This is a genomic window from Mycobacterium sp. Aquia_216 (assembly GCF_026723865.1).
Classification (GTDB): domain Bacteria; phylum Actinomycetota; class Actinomycetes; order Mycobacteriales; family Mycobacteriaceae; genus Mycobacterium.
In genome coordinates this window covers 4448987-4469373 of sequence record NZ_CP113529.1, presented here as the reverse complement: position 1 = coordinate 4469373, position 20387 = coordinate 4448987, and the positions used below count along the sequence as shown (strand labels likewise).

Genomic DNA, 20387 nt, shown 5'->3' with positions numbered 1-20387 from the left:
TTGTCTGCCAACTACCGAAGTGGGAGAGGTGGCCACCCGAAGCTCAAAGATGTACGGCGCGTTCACTTCTGAACCTGCCGGATCACGGTGTGCGTTGTGGGCGAGCCCATTTTTCCCTGTCGCTACGTGTGGGCCATCGGTAGCGGGCGGGTAATACGTCTGGGCGCGGCGGTTGACAACGACGGACAGCCCAGCCGCACCGGCCCGAGTTGGACCGTACGGCAGTGCTGTCCCAATAGCTATCCCGTCCGCGCATCGTCTATCCGTTTCGCGCTGTCGCTGCGAGCAGCGCATGCCCGGAGCGGGTAAGTGCGTTGAACCGAGGTGCACTAAGCCACGAATGCGCCTTCGGGCCAATATGATTCGTTCTTTGGTGGATACGTGATCCCGAACCGGGCTGTTTCCCAACCTGATACGCGGGTTCGATTCACGTCATCGACACGAATACACTCGCCGGTACGGACGCGCCCGACGGTCGCGTGCCTGACCGCACTCGAGGGGAATCGAAATAGCCGAAGCGATGCCTCAAGTCACCGACGGTGAACTGAGAATGATCAACAGCACCGATGATCAGGGCGCCCTGATGCGTTGTGACACCACTTGCGGCGTTGTCGGTGTGGACCATCGCCACCAGCGGGTCGAAACCGACTGCGGAAATGCGGTCACGCAGTCCTCGTCCGTACGCAGTTGTCATGGCGGGACTGTTGGCGGGGACACCCACCGCTCGCACAGCCGCGAAATACGCGGTGTCGTCGTCGTCAGCATGAGCCACCGGGGCCGCAGCCATAACCAGCACGGACACAATTGCCAGTAACGCGCATTTCACACTTCGCATTTAGCCGACGGTGTCTTCTCCGGCCTGCGCCGCCGAGCATGCCGTTCAACACAGGTCTGCCTAGCTGTTAGAAAGTGAAATCGAAGCGAGTCGTCTGCATGCCGATCTGTTAGGGCCCTGCGACTTCTCGTCGTCCCCCGAACCTATGCGATCAAAACAAGCCGGCAGCTCAGCCTGTCAAGAAAGTCACGGTCGTCATTTGAGGAGAACTGTGGAAGGCCGCGTAGCTGCTCACTCGTCGACGATCGAGAACAAGGCCGCGGTCAGCACTTCTTCCTCGACGGCGTCGCTGAAGTGCGTCAGGTAGGTGCCGTCGGGTCCCAGGACGTAGGTGAACGCCGCATGGGGCATCCGGTAGCCGCCGGGTTCCCCATGGTCGGAAACCCCGGTGGAAAACACTCGAAATGATCTCTTCGCCCACTCGATCTGCTGCGTCGAGCCGGTGAGACCCGTGAAGCGCGGATACGCCGATGCCAGAAACTCTTTCATCACCGCAGGGGTGTCGCGTAGCGGGTCCACCGTCACGTATAGCGGGTGTATGCGCTCGGCTCGCGGGCCCAGGCGATCGAGCACCGCCGAGAGCCGCGACAGAGCCTGCGGGCATACCCCTTTGCAGTGAGTGAAACCGAAAAAGACCACGACATGTTTGCCCCGGTAAGTCCGTCTGTTGACTTCGCGCCCGTTGTGGTCGATTAATTCGAATGTTCCACGAACGTGGTGTGGGGCAAGCTGGGGGGAGGTCTCATGCATTGTCGGATCTACTCGCTGGCTGGGTTTGAGGCTCGAAAGCCATTCGTGCTTAGTCAATTACGGCGTTGCAGTATGAACACCGGGATGGTGCGCGTGGTCTTGCTTTGGTACACACCGAAATTCGGCTGCTTGGACACGATGTCGCCGAACAGCGAATCGCGCTCTGCGCCCTTCGCTTCTAGAGCGTTGGCCGTGAACGACTCGGTGCCCACCTCGATGCGTACGTGCGGATTGGCGCGCAGGTTGTGCACCCACGCCGGATCTTTCGGCGCGCCTCCGCGGGAGCCGACGATCACCATTGCGCCATCGATGGTGACGTACGCGAGAGGGGTCAGGCGGGACAGGCCCGACTTGGCGCCGGTCGTGGTCAGCAACAACAGGCCGATGTTTTCGAAGACGCCACCGACCTTGCCGTTGTTTTCCCGAAACTCCCGGATGATCTGCTTGTCGAAGGTCTTCAGCGCGACCGTGTCGGTGCGGAATCGTTCAGGATCAAACTCCTGCATCCTGGCGAGAGTAGAACGCCTCGCGCCGTATGTGTGGTCGACGAGCAACCAGATAACGACCGTTGTCAGCGGCTCCGGTTGGCAGCGGCATGTCGACATCTGAGCGCGAGGTGCTCGACGAGTTCGAAACTCTGATGCGGCGTATCAATCGCACCAACGCTGCCGCCGTGATCGATGCGGGTGGCACGCTGACCGATGCACTGGCACGCCGGGACGCGCCGCGCCACCGTCACTACGTGGTGACCACGGCGGCCGATGCGGCCGCCGGCGCCACCCAGCCCGGCTACTCGCGGCAACTGCGGTCAGAGCTGAAAATGCTGTCCGCGTTGCCCGTTGCCGATCTGCGCGCCCAGGCCGATGTATTGGCGCGAGAGCTTCGTGAGGTCGACGCGAAGGGCAGTGCAGGGGGTTCGATTCCCTCAGTACATCGCAGCCCAGCATTGCGCACCGGTGACAGCACACAGCACATCACCGCGTGCAGATTCGTGACGATGAGGGCGGGCGCGGGGCATCCACCTCCGGCGGCGGATAATCTCCTGCTGTGGCCGAGATGCGTCGCGAAGGAGAAGTGTGGAGATGATCCGCGGAAAGTCCGTTGTCGTAACCGGTTCCACCTCGGGTATAGGTCTCGCCGTCGCGCGGGCCTTCGCCGCGGAGGGAGCGACGGTAACCCTCAACGGTTTCGGTGACCTGGAGGCCATCGAGCAGCAGCGGCGAGATATCGAAGAGACTTTCGCGGTGCGCGCGGCTTATTCGGGCGCCGACGTGACCAGGCCGGCCGAGATCGCCGAGATGATCAGTGATGCCGAAAAGGCCTTCGGAGCGGTCGACGTCCTCGTGAACAATGCGGGCATCCAATTCGTGGCCAAGGTCGAGGATTTCCCGGTCGAGAAGTGGGACGCGGTGATCGCTACAAATTTGTCGGCCGTTTTCCACACATCACGTTGTGCGCTGCCCGGGATGAAGCGCCGCGGCTGGGGCCGAATCATCAACGTCGCCTCAGCGCACGGTCTGGTCGCAAGCGCCGAGAAGTCGGCCTACGTCGCGGCCAAGCACGGCGTTGTCGGGCTGACGAAGGTGGTGGCAATCGAAGCCGCCGAGGCCGGCATCACCTGCAACGCGATCTGCCCGGGGTGGGTCATGACACCGCTCATCGCGCAGCAAATCGAAGCGTTCGCCAACACGGCGGGAAAATCCTTCGAAGAGGCCACGCAAGAATTCGTCGCCGAAAAGCAGCCGATGGCCCGTTTCACCCGCCCGGAAGACGTTGGCGCACTTGCGGTCTTTTTGGCCGGTGAAACGGCCGCTACGATCACCGGTGCGAGCTACTCGATCGACGGCGGCTGGACCGCCCAATGATGTCCCGTGGCCGCGCTACGACGCGGTTTCCGTGGCGAAACCGGCTCTGGCCAAATGCAATTGGCCACACTGGTCAGCCCGGATGATGCGAGTTGAGCGTGCTAGCGGCCTGGGAAAGCGAACGGGCTCGGCGCAGCGGGGCCACCTAGCAGCGGCATCTGCGGGACAGGGTTGGCCCCCGGTAGCTGGAATGGCATGGACGGATTGGCGCCGGGCATCGGGAACGGCATCTTTCCGTTGGCCAGCGATGTCATCACGCCCGGGCATTCCATCTGGATCGCCATGCTGGCGACCATTCCGGCCATGTTCGGCGGAAGTCCTTTAATGAGACCCAATTGCGATGTCACCGACGCGAGGGTCGCACCCGGCTTGACCAGTGACGGGCAGATGGACTGGCCAATCCCGGCAAGACTGTTGCTCAGTGAGCCGTTGGTGCCCGTTCCCGAGCCGTTCAGCGCGGCAGTGATGGGGTCGGTAGACGGGTCGGCCTGCGCGAGAGCGGGCAAGGCCGCCCCGGCGGTGAGTATGCCCGCCGCAACCGCGAGCGGACGCAGCGCCGCGGCAGCCGCATTGATGAAATCTGCCCGCGCCGTCGAGTGCCGAACCTCGCAGCGACGACGAATCGTCTGGCTCGTCCATGGGCGGTACGTCATCAGCGCGGTCATATTGCTCCAAGGTGGTGGTGGATGCGCACATCGGCGCACTGCCCATCACTTCGGTAACAATCGGCAATCCGTTACAAAACGGTTTGATGTACCGCTGCCGTGCTGGTGGGGTGCGGTTTCGCGACCTTAGCGCTGCGCCAGCGGCCGGCTACGCACCAGCGTCGGCCACCAGAACCACGGCCCGAGGATCCGCAGGATCGACGGCACCACGAACGACCGCACGATCAGCGTGTCGAGCAATAGGCCGATGCAGACGGTGGAACCCACCTGACCGATGGTTCGCAGATCGCTGGTCAGCATTGCCAGCATCGTGAACGCGAACACCAGCCCGGCCGACGTAACCACACCGCCCGTGCTTCCCAGCGCGCGGATCAGGCCGGTGTGAATTCCGCCGTGGAGCTCCTCTTTGACCCTATTGATCAGCAGCAGGTTGTAGTCCGACCCCACCGCCACCAGGATGATGAACGTCAAGGGTAGGACCAGCCAGTGCAGGTGCAGGCCGATCAGGTGCTGCCAGAGAAGTATGGACAACCCGAACGCCCCGGCGTAGGAGAACGCCACCGTTCCGGGAATCACCAAGGCCGCCACCAGACTTCGCGTGATGAACATCATGATCAAGAAGATCAGTACGAAGGCGGCGATTGCCGCGATCATCAGATCGGACATCGCGTATTCCTTGATGTCCTTATCGTTGGCCCCCGAACCGCCGATGTAGATCCGCGCGCCGGCCAACGAGGTCTCTTTCAGAATCGTCTTTATGGCATCGGGGAACTGTTCGACGTGTTCGACCCCTTCGGGGCCCATGGCGTCACCCTCGTGGGTGACGATGAAGCGGGCCGCCTTACCGTCCGGCGACATCATCAACTTCATGCCCGTCTTGACGTCGTCGTTGTCGAAACCCTCGTGCGGGATGTAGAAGAAGTCGTCGCTACGGGACTTGTCGAAGTCGTTGCCCACGTTGATCGAGTCATCGAACGTCTGCTCGGTCTGCAGGGACTGCAGATCCGCCGATCCGTAGCTGTTGACCAACTTCGACTGCAGGGACTCGGTGTCGTCGGCAGTGGCTTTCAGTTGAGCGATGATTTGAGGGAAAGCCTTGTCGACCTCCACGAGGGAGATTCTGGCGAACTTGATGTCTTCGGCCAGGTGGTCGATGTGGTCGATCGTGTCCCACAATGACCTGAACGTCCAGCAGATGGGGATGTCGAAACAGTGCTTCTCCCAGTAGAAGTAGCTCTTGATCGGGCGGAAGAAATCGTCGAGATTTGAGACTTCCTCATTCATCTCGTTGCTGACCCGTTCCAGGTCCTCAATGGTGAGCACCGTTTGGTGCAGTTCGTCGGACACCTTCTGGAAGAAGCCGATCTCCTTGCGCAAAACCGTGACCGAGTGCGCCTGGATCTCGGCCTGGGCATCGGTGTTGGAGTTCTGCTCCCTGTTGAACGGGAGTTGCTGACCGTTACCGCTGCCTTGCGTGGTGAACAGGTACGGGATGCTGGCGTGCTCGAGCGCCCGACCCAAGGGCCGCGTCATGCCTTGCACCATCGCCACTCCGTGCAGGCGTATCAGAGCTCTGGCGACCCGGTCCAGCGAGATGAAATCGGCCGAGTTGCGCATGTCGTGATCGGTTTCGACCATGAGCATCTCGGAGAACAGTTTGCTCTTGGGGAAGTGCCGATCGGCGGCTTGGAATCCAAGGTTGGCGGGCGCACCGGCCGGCTGGTACTGCCTGTCGTCGTAGTTCTGCCGATAGGTGGGAACGAAGATCGCCCCGACCATGACGACGGCGGAACTGGCCACCAGGATCGGTACCGGCCAGCGCACCACGCTCGCCCCGATGCGCCGATACAGTCGCCCGTGGACGGCGGTTCTCGGGTCGAACATCCCGAACAGGCTGCCGACGGTCAAGACCGCCGGGCCCAGCGTCATCGCTGCCACGATGGTGAACAGCATGGTGATCGCCACGGCCGGCCCCATGGTGTGGAAGTAGTTCAGGCGGGCGAACGTCAAGCAGTAACACGCGCCGGCGATCGTCAGGCCAGAACCGATGATGATGGGCGTGACACCCTTGTACGCGATGTAGAAACTGTCCTCCCGGCTTTCGCCCGCTTGTCGCGCCTCGTGATATCGGCCCATCAAGAAGATGCCGTAATCCGTTCCCGCTCCCAGGGTCAGCGCGATAACGATGTTCACGGCGAACGAGGAGAGTTCGATGTACCCGTAATGCCCGAGCGTCGAGACAATGCCCTTCGCGACGAGCATCTCGATGAGCACCCCGAGCAAGGGCACCAACAGCGTGGACGGGGCGCGATACACCAACAGCAGCATCACCACGATGAGCAGGATCGTGACGATCGTGACGTTGTTCAGGCTCGCATTCGCAATAGTCAAAGTGTCGGAGGCCAGGGGGGCCGCGCCGCTGACGAAGACCTTCAGGCCCGGCGGTGGGGTGTCCTTCTTGATGATGTCGCGGACGGCGTCCACCGATTGGTTCGCCTCAATCTGGCCGATGTCGCCGGCAAGACGCAAGAGCACATAAGTGCATTTGCCGTCCACGCTTTGCGCCCCCGCCGCGGTGAACGGCTTGCCCCACAAATCCATCACGTACTGCACGTGCTTGGTGTCGTGCTCGAGGCGGCGCATCAGATCGTCGTAGTACCGGTGATCTTGATCTGCCAGTGGCCGGTTCGCCTCGAACACCACCATGGTCAAGTTCGTCGAATTGGATTCATGAAACTTCTCGCCGATGTGCAGGAGCGCCCGCTGTGAGGGCGCGTAGTGGGGGACCATCGGTCCCGCGAGTTCTTCTGCGACCCGTTCCACTTGGGGCATAAAGGCATTCGTCGTGACGGCGAGAAGGGCCCAGAAGAAGATGATCGGTATCGCGAAAGTGCGGACCATCCTGGGGATGAAGGGTCGCTTGACCCGGGGCTCGTCAGGGCGATGCTGACTCATGCCGATTTCACTCTGCACTCGACATCGGCGTCCTGATGGTCACTCGACTGCTCGTCGCGGACGACGCCATCCACCAGCATTCGGCAGCCCACTTGACCGCCGTGTACGTGTACCGAGATGCTGCCGGAGGCCACCGTGAGTGTGGTGGTCTCGGTGTGGGTCCACGGCAGAGCCGTGACATCGACCTGATGCGGGTGGCCGTCGATGTCGACGTAGACGAGCTTCCCACCTTGTCCGGGGGAGCCGAAGACCTCATAGGTAATCCGTTTGACGTTGAACTCCTCGGGTGCCTGCGGACCGTTGACGGTGATGACCGGCTCCGGTTCGGAGAACTGGTGCACCTTGTACATGCACAGCAGGCCCACGCCGATCGCGACGACGGCAACAAACGGCATCCAGGCTCGCCCCAAGACGGTCCTGCCGACTGAACGAGGGCTCACTCGATCGCCTGTTCGGACTTCGGCCCCGGAGCTTCTGCTCTCATCCCACCCCACCTGTGGTCTGGATAGTAGACGGTTATGTACTCAATGAGATGGACTGACCGTACAGGATGACTACGGACGTTGCCATCCGCCGGTGCCCCCGGCAATAGCGACGAGCCGCACCCGGACTCGACGGAACCGGTGACGCCACGAATGGACATCGATAAGTGCTTTGCTGCGAATAGCGTCGCGAACCAAAAATGAGACGTCAGAATGGCTGCGGACGAGGCCACACTCCGTTGCGCTACGCCATTTGCCGTACGCGCCTCTTCAGCCGCGCGTGGCGGAGAAGTTGAATGGCCAGGTTCGTCGAAGTCAACATTGGAATCACCCCGAGGAATGTCCGCTCGGACGGAGTCGCTCCGTGCAGGTGGTACAGGCTGCCGAAGACGAAGTAGCAGCCCAACAGGAACAACGTCCCGGGAATGCACACTGCCCGCAACGAGCCGCGATTGGCGACGATCTGCTTCGCGTAGTCCATCTCGTCGGGCGACATCGGCTCGCGTTTTCGGAGTTTATGGATAACCGTTTTGGCGCTACCGATTTCTTCGCTGAGAGGAGCGGGCACTTGGCGTTGCAACTGCATGACGTACACCGTGGCGACGGTGGCCAACACCAACGCCAGTGCGAGGGCAACAAAGGTCAACAATCCATACAGACCCTCTGGCACGGCCTCGCTCCTTCATTTCAAGGTCGCCTCCCGATTGTGGACGCGACCGGTCACTAGCTTAAGCCCGAGCGGGCTGCGCGGGGAATGTTGCGTGTCCCAGCGTTCGGTCAGGCGCCGGTAACGGTTCGGGCTCGGTTCGGTTATGCCGCCGCACGTCGGACGCGGCCGCGGATTTCGCGGTTTAACAATGCGGGACATGACGCAATCGCGGAAGACCGACGATGGCGCGTGAGATCTCGCGGCAGACGTTTCTGCGTGGTGCCGCCGGAGCGTTAGCCGCCGGCGCAATGTTCGGATCGGGCCGACTCGGTTCGGTCCCGGCTGCTGCCGCACCCAATGCCACTGGCTGGGACGGACTTTCGACCGCTCTTGGTGGGAAGGTGCTGCTGCCGGACAGCCCGAATTTCGGGGCCGCCAAGCAGGTGTTCAACACCAACTACAACGGCTTCACCCCGGCGGCGATCGTCACCCCGACATCGGCGGCGGACGTGCAAAAGGCGATGGCATTCGCGGCCGCCAATCACGTCAAGGTCGCTCCGCGCAGTGGCGGGCACTCCTACATCGGTGCGTCAACGGCGAACGGCGCCATGGTGTTTGACCTGCGCCAACTGCCCGGCGGAATCAACTACGATGCTTCTACCGGCCAGATCACGGTGACACCGGCGACGAGTCTGTACTCGATGCACGAGACACTGGCCGGTGCCGGGCGGGGCCTGCCGACGGGTACCTGCCCGTCGGTCGGTGCGGCGGGACACGCCCTGGGCGGCGGCATGGGCGCCGATTCCCGGCACGCCGGTCTGCTCTGTGACCAGTTGACGGCGGCGACGGTGGTGCTCCCCGGCGGCCAGGCGGTCACCGCGTCTGCCAACAGCAACCCCGACCTGTTCTGGGCCCTGCGCGGCGGGGGTGGCGGCAACTTCGGGGTGACCACCTCGATGACCTTCAACACGTTCGCCACCCACGATGTCGACGCCGTGAACCTCAACTTCCCGCCACAGTCGTTCGCGCAGGTTCTCGTCGGCTGGGCCAACTGGCTGCGCACCGCCGACCGAAACAGCTGGGCGTTGGCGGACAGCACCACCGAAGCGACGGGCACACACTGTCGGATCCTCGCCACCTGCCCGGCCGGGTCGGGTCCCAGTGTGGCGAACGCCATCGCCGCCGCCGTCGGGATACAGCCGACCGGGACAGACAACCACACCTTCAACCGGATGGACTTGGTCAGGTATCTAGCCGTCAACAACCTCAACCCGGCCCCGCTCGGATATGTCGGCGGGTCGGATGTCTTTCCGAGTCTCACCCCGGCCGCTGCTCAGGGCATCGCCGCCGCGGTCAACGCTTTTCCGCGCGGCGCGGGCCGCATGCTGGCCATCATGCACGCCCTCGACGGCGCGCTGGCCACCGTGGCGCCGGGAGCCACCGCCTTTCCCTGGCGTCGCCAGTCCGCCTTGGTGCAGTGGTACGTCGAGACCGGCGACCCGGCGGCGGCGACCAACTGGCTCAGCACGGCTCACCAAGCGGTGCAAGCGTATTCGGTGGGCGGGTATGTGAATTACATCGAGGCCAACCAGTCGCCCGGGCGCTATTTCGGCCAGAATCTGTCCCGGCTGTCGGCCGTGCGACAGAAGGTCGACCCCGGTCGGGTCATGTTCTCCGGCCTGAACTACTAGCCACGCGGGGACAACCCGCCGTCACCCACACCGAAAGCCGTGAGTTCACACTCGATATGCGGCCGGCTACCCGTTGTCGAGCTGGCGGACGATCGCCTTCTTGTCGATCTTTCCGATCGGCGTGGTGGGCAGCGCCGGCATCGCGACCAACATGTCGGGCCGGGCGTGCGCGGCGACACCGCGCTGGTCCAGGTATGCGTTCAACTCGGCGAGTCCTATCGGTTCCGCGGTGAAAACCACCGCGGCACAGATTTTTTCGCCTAGATAGGGATCCGGCAACGGCACGGCTGCCGCCGCGAAGATCGTCGGGTGGCTCAGCATCTGCTCTTCGAGATCCTGGGCGGCGATCGTTTCGCCCGCGCGGGTGATGACGTCTTTTATCCGGCCGGTGACCACCAGGTTGCCGTCTTCGCGTTGACGGACGAGGTCGCCGCTGCGGTAAAACCCGTTGCGGTCGAAGCTGCGTTGGTTGTCGCGCTCGGCCCGGAAGTAGCCGTTGAGGGTGTAGGGACCACGCACCAATAGCTCGCCCTCTTCGCCGGGCGCCACCGACTCACCCGCGCCGTCGACGATGCGCAACTCGTCGGCCGCGCACAATGGCCGGCCCTGCGTTTGTTCAACCACGTCTGGCGGGTCGTCGAGACGGGTGTAGTTCAGCAATCCCTCGGCCATCCCGAACACCTGTTGCAAGCCCGGAGTCAGCGTTTCGCGGATCCGTCGCGCATCGCCGGGCTCCAGCCGCGCCCCGCCAACCTGCAAGAGTCGCAATGTCTTCGGGGTCACCGGCTCCCAGTCGCAGGCTTGCGCCCACAGCTTGGCCAATGCCGGGACCAGCGCGGTGACGGTGACGCCGTGGCGGGCGATGGCGTCGAAGGCGGCCTCCGGACTGGGATCGGTGCCGAACACTGTGGTGGCACCCACCGTCATCGCGCCGAGCAGACCCGGACAGGCCAGCGGGAAGTTGTGGCCCGCGGACAGCACCACCAGATAGACGTCGTCGGGGGTGAGCCCGCAGATCTCGGCGCTCGCGGTCGCGTTGAACACGTAGTCGTCGTGCGTGCGGGGGATGAGCTTGGGTAGGCCGGTGGTGCCGCCGGAAACCAGCAGCAACGCAGGCGATCCCGGGTCCGCCGGCAGTTCGGTCGACTCGGTGGGGGCCGAGTCGCATAGCTGCGTCCACGAAATGAACGACTCGGCATCTCCGTCGACGATGACGTGCTGCAGGCCCGGGTGCTCCCGGACCAGCTCGCGTGCCATCGCCCGGTAGTCGAAACCGTTTGCCTTTTCGGCGACCAGCAACCCGGTGGCCTCGCCGACGGCGGCGAAGTGGCCCAACTCCGCGGCGCGGTGACCGGGCAGGCACATCACCGGTGTCGCACCGGCCCGCAACAACCCGAACAGCGCCACCGCGAACTGCGTGCCATTAGGCAGCTGCAGCAGGATCCGATCGCCGGGTGCGACGCCGAGCCCGCGCAGCCCCGCGGCCGCACGGTTGGCCCGGTCGTCGAGTTCGGCGAACGTGAGGCCCCGGTCGGCGGCCGCGTCCAACACGGCAAGCTTGTCCGGCCAGCGTCGTGCCGCGTCGGTCAGGATGGAATCCAGGGGGCGGCCAGTCCAGTAACCGGCCGCGCGGTAGGCGGCGGCGCGGTCCGCGGGGAACGGGACGAAGCCCTCGACGGACTGCGCTGTGTTGGGGATCACCTGGGCTCCTTAGAGGGGGGCTTGGTAGCAACGGCCCAGGGATAGAGGATAGGGTAACCAACAAAATTAGGGCAGCCTGTGCTAATTCAGGAGGGATTTCGTGGTGCGTGCCCCCGCGTGCTCGGAGGACATCCGTGCGGAGGTAGCCGAATTGCTCGGTGTCGGCGTCGACGCTGTTCAGCCAGCTGACAACCTGATCAGTCAGGGCCTGGATTCGATCCGGATGATGTCGCTGGCCGGTCGTTGGCGCCGCCAGGGCATCGATGTCGACTTTGCCGCGCTTTCCGCGACTCCGACCATCGAGGCCTGGTCGGAGTTGGTCGTGGTAGCCGCAGACTCTCAGGCGGCCGCTGCCGACGCGTCCTGCGACGAGCCGGCCCCCACCGCCGACGGTGCCGACACAGAGCCGTTTCCGCTCGCCCCGATGCAGCATGCGATGTGGGTGGGCCGTCACGACAACCAGCAGTTCGGCGGAGTGGCCGGGCACCTGTATGTCGAATTCGACGGGGGGCCTATCGATCCGGGCCGACTGCGCGCCGCGGCCACCCGGCTGGCGCTTCGTCACCCGATGCTGCGCGTGCGATTCCTGCCCGACGGCACGCAGCACATTGCCGCGGCCGACGAATGCGGAGACTTCCCGCTAGCCGTCGAGGATCTGCGGCAGCTGGACACCGATCGTGTCGCTGCGCGGCTTGACGCGATCCGGGAGACCAAGTCGCATCAGCAGCTCGACGGCGCCGTGTTCGAGCTGGCATTGACGCGGCTGCCCGGCGAGCGTTCGCGGCTGCACGTCGACCTGGACATGCAGGCCGCCGACGCGATGAGCTACCGCACCCTGATGTCCGACCTCGCCGCCCTCTACGTCGGTCGCGAGCTGGACGAATTGGGCTACACCTACCGGGAATACCGCCTGGCCACGGTGCGTGACGAGGAGCGCCCGCAGCCGGCCCGCGATGCGGCTCGGGACTGGTGGGCGCAGCGCATCCCGGAGCTGCCCGACCCGCCGATGCCGCCGGTGGTCGGCGGTCGGGACTCGCACCGGGGCACCCGCCGCTGGCACCGGCTGGACGCGGCGACCCGCGACGCGCTGTTTGCCCGCGCCCGGGCGCGCGGCATCACCCCGGCCATGGCGCTGGCCGGGGCCTTCGCAAATGCCCTGGCCCGCTGGTCGGCCACGTCGCGCTTCCTGCTGAACGTCCCGCTGTTCGGACGCCAGGCCCGGCACCCCGACGTGGACCTGCTGGTCGGCGACTTCACCTCGTCGCTGCTGCTCGACATCGACCTGACGGGCGCCGCGACCCCGGCCCAGCGGGCGCGGGTGGTGCAGGACGCCATGCAGAGCGCCGCCGCGCATTCGGCCTACTCCGGGCTGTCCGTGCTGCGCGACCTGAGCCGCCACCGCCGCACCCAGGTGCTGGCGCCGGTCGTCTTCACCAGCGCGTTGGGGCTCGGCGAACTCTTCAGCGCCGACGTCACCGAGCAGTTCGGCACGCCCGGATGGATCATCTCCCAAGGCCCCCAGGTGCTGCTCGACGCGCAGGTCACCGAGTTTGACGGCGGAGTCCTGGTGAACTGGGACGTGCGCGACGGAGTGTTCGCGCCGGGCGTCGTCGACGCCATGTTCGCCTACCAGATCGACGAGCTGCTCCGATTGGCTTCCGACGACGAAGCCTGGGAGTCCGCGGGTCCGTCGGCACTGCCCGCCGAACAGCGCGCGGTGCGCGACGCGGTCAACAGCCGCGCGGCGACACCGAGCGCAGAGGCGTTGCACGATGGGTTCTTTCGGCAGGCCGAGCAACGTCCCGACGCTCCCGCGGTGTTGTCCAGTTCCGGCGACCTCACTTATGCACAGCTGCGTGATCAGGTGCTAGCAGTGGTCGCGGCATTGCGCGGGGCGGGCGTCGAGGCCGGCGACACGGTCGCGGTGGTGGGCCCGAAGACCGCCGAACAGGTGGCCGGCGTGCTGGGGATTCTGGCCGCGGGCGCGGCTTACCTACCGATCGGTGTCGACCAGCCGCGTGAGCGGGCCGAGCGCATCCTCGAAACGGGTGGGGTGCGGCTGGCCCTGGTGTGCGGCGGCGAGCAACTCTCGTTGCCGGTGGCCGCGCTGACGCTGGCCGACGTGCTTGCGGACGTGGCTGCCGGTGCCGGGATTCAATCCGCGAGAGTCGATCCCGCCGACCTGGCCTACGTCTTGTTTACTTCGGGCTCCACCGGTGAACCCAAGGGCGTCGAGGTGGCACACGACGCCGCCATGAACACGGTGGAATTCATCGGCCGTCACTTCGAGATCGGGCCCCGGGACCGCTGCCTGGCGCTGTCGACACTGGAAGGCGACATTTCGGTGATGGACCTCTTCGTCACCTTGCGAACCGGCGGGTCGATCGTCGTGGTCGACGAGGCGCAGCGCCGCGATCCCGATGCGTGGGCCCGGCTGATCGAGACTCACCACATCACCGTGCTGCACTTCATGCCCGGTTGGCTGGAGATGCTGATCGAGGTCGGCCGCGGACGACTGTCCTCGGTGCGGGTGATTCCCACCGGGGGCGACTGGGTGCGGCCCGAGGTGGTTCGCCGGTTTGCGGCCGAGGCACCCAACCTGAGATTCGCCGGCCTGGGCGGTGCGACCGAAACCCCGGTGCACAACACGATTTTCGAGGTGCTCGACCCCGCCGCATTACCGGCGGATTGGACCTCCCTGCCCTTCGGGACGCCGTTGGCCAACAACGCCTGCCGCGTCGTCAGCGACACCGGCGACGACTGCCCGGACTGGGTGCCCGGGGAGTTCTGGGTGTCGGGCCGTGGCATCGCGCGTGGTTATCGCGGACGTCCCGATCTCACCGCGCAGCGCTTCGTCGAGCACGACGGCAAACGGTGGTACCGCACTGGCGATCTGGCCAGGTACTGGCCGGACGGCACGGTGGAGTTCGTCGGCCGCGCCGATCACCGGATCAAGATCAGCGGGTACCGCGTCGAACTCGGCGAGGTCGAGGCCGCGATGCGACGGTTGCCCGGAGTGCGGATCGCGGTGGCAGCGGCGCTTTCCGGGTCGGGTGGATCCGACGTGCTGGCCGCTGTCGTCTGTGCCGAGACCGCCGGCGACGTCGAGCCCAGTCCCGAGCAGATTCGCGATGCTCTCGTCGATGTGCTTCCCGCACACATGATTCCGCGTCATATCCTGCTGGTGGAGAACATCGGATTCACCGACGCCGGCAAGATCGACCGTCGTGCCGTCGCCGCCCTGCTGGCCGACGCGTTCTCCGGTTCGGACACCGACCTGCCCGGCTACCGCGCTCCGTCGACGGCACTGGAATCCGCTCTTGCCAGCATCATCGCGGACTTGCTCGGTGCCGAACGCGTCGGTCTTGACGACGACTTCTTCGCCCTCGGTGGCGATTCGGTGCAGGCCACCCAGGCGGTGGCGCGAATTCGCTCCTGGCTGGACAGCCCGGATGTGATGGTTGCCGACATCTTCGCCAATCGGACCGTTTCGGCGCTCGCCGGGTTGCTCGGTCGGCGCGAGCGCGACCCTGGCCGGCTCGACCAGGTCGCTGAGTTGTATCTGGAGGTTATCGGCATGGACGCTGACTCGGTTCTGAACGCCTCTGGGCAACCCGCTAAATATGAAGCAGCACAATGACATTCCGTGATCTGATCAGCATGCCTTCAACATTTCCGTCCTGGATCAAGCTCGTGCCGGGGCGTGGTGAAAAGCCGCCGGTGGGCGCCACCGTGGTGTTCCCGCATGCCGGGGCTGCCGCCGCGAGCTACCGGGTGCTGGGTGCCGCGCTGGCCGCCGGTGCTGACACCTACATCGTGCAGTACCCGCAGCGCGCCGACCGGCTCGCCGAGCCTGCCCACGAGACCGTGCATGACCTTGCCCTGGGGCTCTTTGCGGCCGGCCCTTGGCGCAACGTCGCGCCGTTGCGCTTGTTCGGGCACAGCATGGGCGCCGTGGTGGCATTCGAATTCGCCCGGGTGGCCGAAGAGCACGACGTAGCCGTGCAGAAGCTGTGGGCCTCGGCGGGTCCGCCACCGTGCGTCGTCGCCGACATGCCCGAGCTGCCGACCAGCGATGACGGAGTGCTCGCTGAGCTCGCCGACCTGGGTGGCACCGATCCCGAACTGCTTGCCGACGAAGAGTTCTCCGAGCTGCTCACCACCGCAATGCGCGCCGACTATCAGGCGTTCAATCGCTACGACCCCAGGCCCGACATCCGGATCGGCACCGACATCCACGTGCTGGGCGGCCGCGACGATCACCGCATTGAAATCGATGTGCTGCGGCAGTGGGAACGGCACACCGCCGGGTCCTTCGAGTTGTCGCTGTACGACGGCGGACACTTCTACGTCTACGACCATGTCGACGCGATTGCGGCCCAGGTGAATGACAATGTCTGACAAGGGATTCCAGCACGACGTTGAAGCAGTCCTGGAACGAGACGAGACCGACCCGGTCGTGATCGTCGGGATGGCCGTCGAAGCGCCCGGGGGCATCGACACCGCCGACAGCTACTGGGAGCTGTTGGCGCACGGCCGTGAGGCGCTCGGCCCGTTCCCGGCCGATCGTGGTTGGTCGGTCGAGGACCTGCTCGCCGGATCACGTCGGAGCGGATTCAAGCAGATCCATGATCGCGGTGGATTCCTCAGCGGGGCAGCCACATTCGACCCTGAGTTCTTCGGCATCTCGCCTCGCGAGGCGATCGCGATGGACCCGCAGCAGCGGGTGACGCTGCGGGTGTCCTGGCGCGCGCTGGAGAACAGCGGGATCAACCCCGACGACCTTGCCGGACACGACGTGGGTTGCTATGTCGGCGCGTCCATGACGGGGTACGGCCCCGAGATGGCCGAGTTCTCCCGGCACAGTGGCCATCTGCTCGCCGGGACGGCGCTGAGCGTGATCTCCGGCCGGGTCGCGTACACGCTGGGACTGACCGGTCCGGCGTTGACCCTCGACTCCTCGTGTGCCTCGGCGCTGGTGGCCTTCCACGTTGCGGTTCGCGCCCTGCGGGACGGCGATTGCGACCTGGCGCTGGCCGGCGGCGTCAACGTGTTGGGATCGCCCGGTTTCTTCGTCGAGTTCTCCAAACAACATGCCCTCTCCGACGACGGCTACTGCCGCCCTTACAGCGCGCAGGCCAGCGGAACCGTATGGGCAGAGGGGTCGGCAATGTTTGTGCTGCAACGTAAATCGGCCGCTATCCGGGACGGCCGGCAGATCGTGGCCGAAGTCCGCGCCACCGCCGTCAACCAGGACGGCCGCAGCGCCGGCCTGTCCGCCCCCAGCGAGGACGCGCAGATCCGGTTGTTCCGCCGGGCGATCACCCAAGCCGGGATCAAGCCCGAGGAAGTGGGAATGGTCGAGGGGCATGGCACCGGTACCCGACTCGGCGACCGTACCGAACTGCGCTCGCTGGCAGAGACTTACGGCGACACCGAACCCGGCACCGGAGCTCTGCTGGGATCGGTGAAGTCCAACGTGGGTCACTCGTTGGCCGCTGCCGGCGCACTGGGACTGGCCAAAGTCCTGGTCTCCGCCGAACACGGCGCCATCCCGGCCACCCTGCACGCCACCGAAGCCAGCCCTGAAATCGACTGGGAAGGACAAGGTTTGCGTCTCGCGCAGAGCCTGACGCCGTGGCCGGCCATCGCCGGACAACGGACAGCCGTGGCGTCGGCATTCGGGATCGCGGGCACCAACGCACATCTGATCGTTTCCGTGCCAGAGGTTGCCTAGTGCTCGATCACGTGTTGCCCGACGGTCGTGTCCCGGTGCTACTCACCTCGCACGACCGAGTGCTCATTCGCCAGGATGCGGTGGCCATCCTCGACTACCTCGACCGCAGCGGCGGCGCCGCACCGGATGTGGCGGCGGCGGTCGCGTCGACCCTGCTGCGGCTGCGGCGGGTGCGACGTCACCGCGCGGTGGTCCGGGCGGCAGACCGTACCGAGCTCGTCGACGGCTTGTCCGCGCTCGCCCGCGACGAAGAACACCCCCTGATCACCTGGTCCGCGAAGTCCTCGGCTCCGCACATCGCGTTCGTGTTCCCGGGCCAGGGCAATCAATGGCAGGCGATGGGAGCCGACGCCTACCGGTGCCTGCGGGCCTACCGGGAGATCGCGGACGAGTGTGGGCAGGCGTTCGTCGCGGCCGGGTTGTCGTCACCGCTGCCTTACCTGGTGGGCGAGCTGGAGCAGAACTGGTCGCGCACGCAGATTCAGGGTGCACAGTTCACGCACGCAGTCAGTCTGGCCGCTGCATGGCGAGACTTCGGGGTGGTTCCCGATATCACCATCGGGCACAGCCTCGGCGAGGTGGCGGCGGCATATGTGGCCGGGGCGATCACGCTGTCGGACGCGGTCGCTTTGGTCGGCGCGCGGGCTACCGTCGTCGATCGGCTCACCGGCCGGTACGCGATGGCGGTGCTGGGGGTCGGCCTCGAAGAGGCGGAGTCCGTGCTCGCCGATGCGCCTGGCTGGCTGGAAGTTTCGGCGGTCAACGGGCCGTCGTCGACGGTGGTGTCCGGTGACCACGACGCCGTCGCCGCCGCGGTGCAACTGGCGGGGCGCCGGGGCATCTTCACTCATCAACTGTCCGTCGACTACCCGGGCCACACGAGTGCGTTGCGGCAGTTGCGTACGCCGCTGATCGAAATGATGCCCGACTCGGCCTTCCGGCGCTGCGACGTGCGGTTCGTCGGCTCCACATTCGGCACCGAGGTGGGAAGCGACATCGACTTCTCCGAGTACTGGTATGAGAACCTCTGCGGCACAGTACGCTTCGACCGGGCCGTGCGGTACGCGCAGAAGGTCGGAGTCGACACGTTCGTGGAGCTGTCCGCGCACCCGTCGCTGCTGTATCCGCTCGCCGACATCGTCGACGAGGAGTCGGCCGTGATTGTCGGATCGGGGCACCGCGACAAATCCATCACCGACTCGCTATCGGCGAACATCGCCGCTGTCGCGACCGCTCACCCCGGCAGCCCGTGGGCCAACGCCATTCCGGAGGGAATCCAAGCGCCGCTGCCGAGGTTCCCAAACGCGCCGATGCGAGCGGTGCATCTCTGGGCGACACCGGAACCGCTGACCGACACGGTGGCAGCTCCAGTGCTTACCGCTGCCGTCGAGGACTGGCAGCAGGTGACGTCACCGACCCCGTCCAGCGCAACGGACTGTGCCATCGGATTTTTCGGCGAGGCGGCTGCGGGTGCGCTGACCCAGCGACTGATCGACGCCGTTTCCACCCACGACGGTTGTCGGGCGGTGCCGCTGGGCGAGGCGGAAATCGTCGTGGTGATCGCCCCGGAACTCGACCAGCTGGATGCGCTTGCCGCGATCGAGCAGATCGCGGGCCGGGCCGATGCGGGCCTACCCGACTATGCGGCGGTCATCGGCCCACGATGCCGGGCCGTCTGGTTGCTCACCGTCGGTGCCGAACAGATCGATTCCGAGGAACCGAACGTCTCCCCGGCACAGGCGGCGTTGGCCGCGATGCATCGCAGCGTCGGCTTCGAATTCCCGGACCAGATCTTCGGGCACCTGGACCTCGCCAGCCGAGACGTCGACGTCCAGACCGCCGCCGCGGTCGTCGACGTGTTCCTCGGCGAGGGGGCCGAGATCGCGTTGCGGGGTCCCGAATCGACCCGGCGCTATGTCCGGACGTTCCGGGAGTGCCGCGAATCGGCAGCCAGCCGTCCATTGGATGCGGCTGCGCTGGACAATGTGGTGATCACCGGCGGCAGCGGAGCCATCGGCCTGCAGTATGCGCGGTACTGCATCGAGCACGGCGCGCGGACGGTTACCCTTTTGAGCCGCAACGGTGTTGACCCGGACACGTTGGCGCACCTCGCCGAAAACCATGATGCGGTGGTCCACGCCCCGCGGTGCGACATCACCGACCGTGCCGCGTTGTCCGCTGCCGCCGCCGAATATGCCGGGCCCGGTGCGTCATTGCTGATCCACACCGCAGGCATCGCCAAAGCGGTTGCGCGCCAGGACCTTACCGGTACGGATGTGGCAGAGGTATGTGACGCGAAGGTTCGCGGACTGGCGTTGCTGGCCGAGGTCTGGCCGGCGCAGCCCGACTGCCGGATTCTGGCCTGCTCGTCGGTGTTCGGCGTCTGGGGCGGCTACAACCACGCGGCTTACGCGGCATCCAACCGGATGCTCGACGTGCTGGCCGGCCAGTTGCGTGCCGGGGGCCGGGACTGCATGGCGGTTCGATGGGGACTGTGGCAGGCCGCCGGGGTGGTGGCGGCCAACGAGATCACCCGCACCGAGCGGTCCGGTCTGATTGCCATGGACCCCGAACTGGCGATAGAAGCCAGCCTGTACCGTTACGACGGTGATCCCCTGATTTTCGACGCAGACTTCGATCGGCTCGCGGTCTTCTTCGAAAGCCAGGGAATGCCAATGCCGTTCAGCGGACCGGGCAGCAGCGACAGTCCCGAGAGTGAGAACGGCTCCGCCACGAAACCGCTTGCCGACGTGGTACGCGCCGAGCTGGCCGCGACATTACATTTGGGTGATTCGTCATCGATCGACCCGAGTGCGTCCCTGATCGACCTGGGCGTGGACTCGTTGCTCGCGCTCGATCTGCGTAAACGGCTGCGCCGGACGGTGGGGGGCTCGGTTCCGGTGGCCCGGATGCTCGGCGGCATCACCGTGCACGAATTGATCGACGCGTTGGGCGCCACCGGCGGGCCGAAGGCACCGCCGAGGTTGGCAGCCACCGCCGCTCCGAACGGGGCGCAACACTCGACGCTCGCGATGCTAGAAAGGTTGGACTCCTAGC

The 20387-nt window shown here is 65.5% G+C and carries 15 protein-coding genes; 7 read left to right on the top strand and 8 right to left on the bottom strand.

Features of this window, described 5'->3' with window-relative positions; genetic code table 11:
- Nucleotides 1-427 precede the first annotated feature (427 nt).
- The 3 genes from OK015_RS20900 to OK015_RS20890 form a co-directional block, all read right to left on the bottom strand.
- Nucleotides 428-835 (bottom strand): hypothetical protein, encoded by a 408-nt coding sequence (locus OK015_RS20900; protein ID WP_268125867.1) that lies wholly within the window; start codon nt 833-835, stop codon nt 428-430.
- Nucleotides 836-1066: 231 nt separating this feature from the next.
- Nucleotides 1067-1585, bottom strand: a complete 519-nt coding sequence (locus tag OK015_RS20895; protein WP_268125866.1) for an SCO family protein — start codon at nt 1583-1585, stop codon at nt 1067-1069.
- Between the two features lie 53 nt (nt 1586-1638).
- Nucleotides 1639-2091, bottom strand: coding sequence for a nitroreductase family deazaflavin-dependent oxidoreductase (locus tag OK015_RS20890; RefSeq protein WP_268132950.1), 453 nt, complete (start codon nt 2089-2091; stop codon nt 1639-1641).
- A gap of 89 nt (nt 2092-2180) precedes the next feature.
- Here OK015_RS20890 and OK015_RS29300 point away from each other — a divergent pair, with 89 nt between their 5' ends.
- Both OK015_RS29300 and OK015_RS20880 read left to right on the top strand, forming a co-directional pair.
- Complete coding sequence (locus OK015_RS29300; RefSeq protein WP_442791140.1) at nt 2181-2780, top strand: DIP1984 family protein; 600 nt, start codon at nt 2181-2183, stop codon at nt 2778-2780.
- A complete protein-coding gene (locus OK015_RS20880; protein WP_268125865.1) occupies nt 2668-3450 on the top strand; it encodes a 3-hydroxybutyrate dehydrogenase in 783 nt (260 codons plus the stop codon). Before OK015_RS29300 ends, OK015_RS20880 begins: the two co-directional genes overlap by 113 nt.
- A gap of 101 nt (nt 3451-3551) precedes the next feature.
- Here OK015_RS20880 and OK015_RS20875 read toward each other — a convergent pair whose 3' ends face one another.
- The 4 genes from OK015_RS20875 to OK015_RS20860 all read right to left on the bottom strand — a co-directional run bounded on the left by OK015_RS20875 (nt 3552) and on the right by OK015_RS20860 (nt 8222).
- The gene (locus OK015_RS20875) at nt 3552-4103 is read right to left on the bottom strand and encodes a hypothetical protein (protein ID WP_268125864.1); all 552 of its coding nucleotides are present in this window, start codon (nt 4101-4103) and stop codon (nt 3552-3554) included.
- A 138-nt stretch (nt 4104-4241) separates the two neighbouring features.
- A complete protein-coding gene (locus OK015_RS20870; protein ID WP_268125863.1) occupies nt 4242-7070 on the bottom strand; it encodes an MMPL/RND family transporter in 2829 nt (942 codons plus the stop codon).
- Nucleotides 7067-7465 (bottom strand): MmpS family transport accessory protein, encoded by a 399-nt coding sequence (locus OK015_RS20865; RefSeq protein WP_268125862.1) that lies wholly within the window; start codon nt 7463-7465, stop codon nt 7067-7069. Before OK015_RS20865 ends, OK015_RS20870 begins: the two co-directional genes overlap by 4 nt.
- Before the next feature lie 331 nt (nt 7466-7796).
- Nucleotides 7797-8222 carry a hypothetical protein gene (locus OK015_RS20860; RefSeq protein ID WP_268125861.1) on the bottom strand — a complete coding sequence of 142 codons (426 nt, stop codon included), beginning with the start codon at nt 8220-8222 and terminating at the stop codon, nt 7797-7799.
- 221 nt (nt 8223-8443) lie between these two features.
- Here OK015_RS20860 and OK015_RS20855 point away from each other — a divergent pair, with 221 nt between their 5' ends.
- Nucleotides 8444-9892 carry an FAD-binding oxidoreductase gene (locus OK015_RS20855; RefSeq protein WP_268125860.1) on the top strand — a complete coding sequence of 483 codons (1449 nt, stop codon included), beginning with the start codon at nt 8444-8446 and terminating at the stop codon, nt 9890-9892.
- Nucleotides 9893-9958: 66 nt separating this feature from the next.
- On the opposite strand, the gene OK015_RS20850 is transcribed toward OK015_RS20855, so the two are convergent.
- Nucleotides 9959-11593, bottom strand: a complete 1635-nt coding sequence (locus OK015_RS20850; protein WP_268125859.1) for a (2,3-dihydroxybenzoyl)adenylate synthase — start codon at nt 11591-11593, stop codon at nt 9959-9961.
- Between the two features lie 100 nt (nt 11594-11693).
- On the opposite strand from OK015_RS20850, the gene OK015_RS20845 reads away from it, so the two are divergent.
- The 4 genes from OK015_RS20845 to mbtD are packed head-to-tail and all read left to right on the top strand — an operon-like array spanning nt 11694 to nt 20386.
- Nucleotides 11694-15233 carry a non-ribosomal peptide synthetase gene (locus tag OK015_RS20845; RefSeq protein WP_268125858.1) on the top strand — a complete coding sequence of 1180 codons (3540 nt, stop codon included), beginning with the start codon at nt 11694-11696 and terminating at the stop codon, nt 15231-15233.
- Between the two features lie 20 nt (nt 15234-15253).
- The gene (locus OK015_RS20840) at nt 15254-15994 is read left to right on the top strand and encodes a thioesterase II family protein (RefSeq protein ID WP_268125857.1); all 741 of its coding nucleotides are present in this window, start codon (nt 15254-15256) and stop codon (nt 15992-15994) included.
- Nucleotides 15987-17330, top strand: a complete 1344-nt coding sequence (locus OK015_RS20835) for a beta-ketoacyl [acyl carrier protein] synthase domain-containing protein (protein WP_268125856.1) — start codon at nt 15987-15989, stop codon at nt 17328-17330. Before OK015_RS20840 ends, OK015_RS20835 begins: the two co-directional genes overlap by 8 nt.
- A complete protein-coding gene (gene mbtD, locus OK015_RS20830; protein WP_268125855.1) occupies nt 17330-20386 on the top strand; it encodes a mycobactin polyketide synthase MbtD in 3057 nt (1018 codons plus the stop codon). The genes OK015_RS20835 and mbtD overlap by 1 nt, the downstream gene beginning before the upstream one ends.
- Nucleotide 20387 lies beyond the last annotated feature (1 nt).

Coding starts and splice junctions, on each gene's coding strand:
- OK015_RS20900 (WP_268125867.1), bottom strand. CDS start 835: ATGCGAAGTGTGAAATGCGCGTTACTGGCAATTGTGTCCGTGCTGGTT.
- OK015_RS20840 (WP_268125857.1), top strand. CDS start 15,254: ATGCCTTCAACATTTCCGTCCTGGATCAAGCTCGTGCCGGGGCGTGGT.
- OK015_RS20835 (WP_268125856.1), top strand. CDS start 15,987: ATGTCTGACAAGGGATTCCAGCACGACGTTGAAGCAGTCCTGGAACGA.
- OK015_RS20875 (WP_268125864.1), bottom strand. CDS start 4,103: ATGACGTACCGCCCATGGACGAGCCAGACGATTCGTCGTCGCTGCGAG.
- OK015_RS20870 (WP_268125863.1), bottom strand. CDS start 7,070: ATGAGTCAGCATCGCCCTGACGAGCCCCGGGTCAAGCGACCCTTCATC.
- OK015_RS29300 (WP_442791140.1), top strand. CDS start 2,181: ATGTCGACATCTGAGCGCGAGGTGCTCGACGAGTTCGAAACTCTGATG.
- OK015_RS20895 (WP_268125866.1), bottom strand. CDS start 1,585: ATGCATGAGACCTCCCCCCAGCTTGCCCCACACCACGTTCGTGGAACA.
- OK015_RS20855 (WP_268125860.1), top strand. CDS start 8,444: ATGGCGCGTGAGATCTCGCGGCAGACGTTTCTGCGTGGTGCCGCCGGA.
- OK015_RS20865 (WP_268125862.1), bottom strand. CDS start 7,465: ATGCCGTTTGTTGCCGTCGTCGCGATCGGCGTGGGCCTGCTGTGCATG.
- OK015_RS20880 (WP_268125865.1), top strand. CDS start 2,668: ATGATCCGCGGAAAGTCCGTTGTCGTAACCGGTTCCACCTCGGGTATA.
- OK015_RS20890 (WP_268132950.1), bottom strand. CDS start 2,091: ATGCAGGAGTTTGATCCTGAACGATTCCGCACCGACACGGTCGCGCTG.